Origin of the sequence: Vibrio sp. 10N.261.52.A1, assembly GCF_002876325.1 — a bacterium.
Taxonomy (GTDB): domain Bacteria; phylum Pseudomonadota; class Gammaproteobacteria; order Enterobacterales; family Vibrionaceae; genus Vibrio; species Vibrio chagasii.
Genome location: NZ_MCYD01001051.1, coordinates 1 through 2,555, shown reverse-complemented (window position 1 = coordinate 2,555; position 2,555 = coordinate 1). Strand labels below are relative to the sequence as shown.

Sequence of the window (2,555 nt, the reverse complement as noted above, 5' to 3'; positions counted from 1 at the left end):
TCTGGCACAGACTCGTCTGGCAGGTTTGGAATAGACATAGTGATCGTTTCTAGATCAGATTGAAGCTCAGCCAATGCTGCTTTAGCTTGGTCTAATTCTGCGCCTAAGTTGCCTACTTCAGCAAGGATACGCTCAGCTTCTTCATGGTCGCCTTTTGCTTTCGCTTGACCAATGGACTTCGATCGAGAGTTACGTAACGCTTGTAGCTCTTCAGTTTTCATCTGAAGGGACTTACGCTTTTCTTCAAGTTCACGAATTGTCTCTACATCAAGGGCGAAGCCTCGACGTGCTAATTTTGCCGCTGTTTCATCCAGCTCAGCTCGAAGTAATTTAGAATCCAGCATTGCTAATCCTATGCTTTAGTTATTTGAATATTCAGTAGCTTGGCTACTGAATCACCACTAAACCCCTAAAACTGGTGCTATTTCAACCAATTTGTAACGATTTAATCTGAATTTTATGACTAGGTAAAGATATCCAAAAAAGACTACTTTTCATAGCGTTTTTGTGGGCTTTTTGCGTCCAAATCCGCCAGATAATCTAGCTTCTCGCCAATTTTGGTCTCTAAGCCTCGTTTTGTTGGGAAATAGTATTGTTTCTCGCCCATTTCAGGAGGCAGATACTTTTCACCCGCCGCGTAGGCACCTGGTTCGTCATGAGCATAACGGTATTCTTGTCCATAGCCCATGTCCTTCATCAAAGTTGTCGGTGCATTTCGTAAATGATGAGGCACTTCATACTCAGGAAGATTATGAGCATCGGTTAAGGCTTGCTTCCAAGCTGTATAAACCGCATTACTCTTTGGTGCACACGCTAAATAGACAACCGCCTGTGCGATCGCGCGTTCACCTTCTGCAGGGCCAATGCGTGTAAAGCAATCCCAAGCAGACATAGCAACCTGCATAGCACGAGGGTCCGCGTTACCAATATCTTCAGAAGCTATCGCCAATAAGCGCCTAACGATATAAAGCGGATCACAGCCTGCCGCAATCATTCGAGCCGACCAGTACAAGGCCGCGTCAGGTTTTGAACCACGTATCGACTTATGGACGGCGGATATTAGGTCGTACCAAATATCCCCCTTATTATCAAAGCGAGCGACTTTCTCACCTGCTACTTCAGCAAGCAACTGTAAGGTTATCGACTTCTCGCCTTTGTCGTTGTCTTCAGCCATGTCATACAGCAGCTCAAGATAGTTGAGCGACATTCGTGCATCACCGTTCACTAACTCAGCTAAGCGATCCAAAACATTATCAGCAAAGTGTGCAGGAACATCACCAAGGCCACGCTGCTTATCTTCAATCGCTTGGCGAATTACCGTCGCAATATCATCGGTATTGAGAGAAGTCAGCTTGTACACTCGCGCACGAGATAACAGAGCGTTGTTTAACTCGAAGGAAGGGTTTTCAGTCGTCGCACCAATGAAGGTAACCGTACCGTCCTCAATGTGAGGCAGAAACGCATCTTGTTGGCTTTTGTTAAAGCGATGGACCTCATCCACGAACAAGATGGTTCTTCGCCCTGCTTGCTTGTTTTCACGCGCTTTTTCGATAGCGATGCGAATGTCTTTCACGCCAGATGTCACGGCAGAGACACGCTCCACTTCTGCATTAGCATAATTGGCGGCGACTTCTGCGAGCGTGGTTTTACCGGTGCCAGGAGGCCCCCACAAAATCATCGAGTGGATATGGCCCGCTTCAAGGGCTCTGCGAAGGGGTTTACCTGGACCTAATATGTGCTGCTGACCAATGTACTGTTCTACAGTTTCTGGTCTCATACGAGCAGCAAGGGGACGAAAATCTTCGTCCCCTGCAAAATCTAAGCTGTAATTACTCAATTGCAATCTCTTGATTATTTGATGGCATCGAGTTGATGGAAACAACATCCATCAACCCTATCGACGTACTACCAAACGATCGGCTTGTTTCGATCAATTTCTTTGGTCATCGACCTCGACACCTTCCGGTGCTACAAAAGTAAAGCGGTCTGCTGCTGGTTTACCCAGGTTCATATTGCTGAAGGTAAACTCACCTTTTTGACCGTCTTGTTCAATCACATTAAAGCCCTGAACAATGCCTTTTTCATTGATATTAATCTGGAAGTCACCCTGATTAGAGTCAACTGCCGTCGGTGTTAACGTAAATTGGTTACCCGATTGCGCCACATTGTAGTTATCCCAATCGCTTTCTTGGTTACGTGTAAGTAGTACAAAAGGCGTTTGCGATGTCGCTTGCTCTTGCCAGTAAATGCTGACTTGCTCAATGAACGGGCTGTAATACCACAAACTCTGCCCATCAGAGACCAATAGGTTTTCATCCGGGAACGTGGTTTCCCAACGGAATAAGCTTGGACGTGCAATTTCAACCGTGCCTTCACCTTCCATTACAACATCACCGTCAGGGCTTGTGACCACTTGTTTAAAATCGGCACTAAACCCTGCGTTCAATGCCAAGCGGCTACTTAACTCTTCTTTCGGAGAAGCAAACACTGAGAAGCTCATAAATAAAAGTGCGAATACTTTTTTCATTAATAGTCCTGTTACAAGGTAAATCGGC

General features: G+C 45.9%; 2 protein-coding genes and 1 pseudogene. All 3 read right to left on the bottom strand.

What is annotated here, in order from left to right; translation table 11 throughout:
- Window positions 1-344, bottom strand: a pseudogene (locus tag BCT81_RS22785) (serine--tRNA ligase); the annotation flags it as partial.
- Between the two features lie 143 nt (window positions 345-487).
- Window positions 488-1,837, bottom strand: coding sequence for a replication-associated recombination protein A (locus BCT81_RS22780; RefSeq protein WP_102425947.1), 1,350 nt, complete (start codon window positions 1,835-1,837; stop codon window positions 488-490).
- A 93-nt stretch (window positions 1,838-1,930) separates the two neighbouring features.
- Window positions 1,931-2,527 carry an outer membrane lipoprotein chaperone LolA gene (lolA, locus tag BCT81_RS22775; RefSeq protein WP_102425948.1) on the bottom strand — a complete coding sequence of 199 codons (597 nt, stop codon included), beginning with the start codon at window positions 2,525-2,527 and terminating at the stop codon, window positions 1,931-1,933.
- Window positions 2,528-2,555 lie beyond the last annotated feature (28 nt).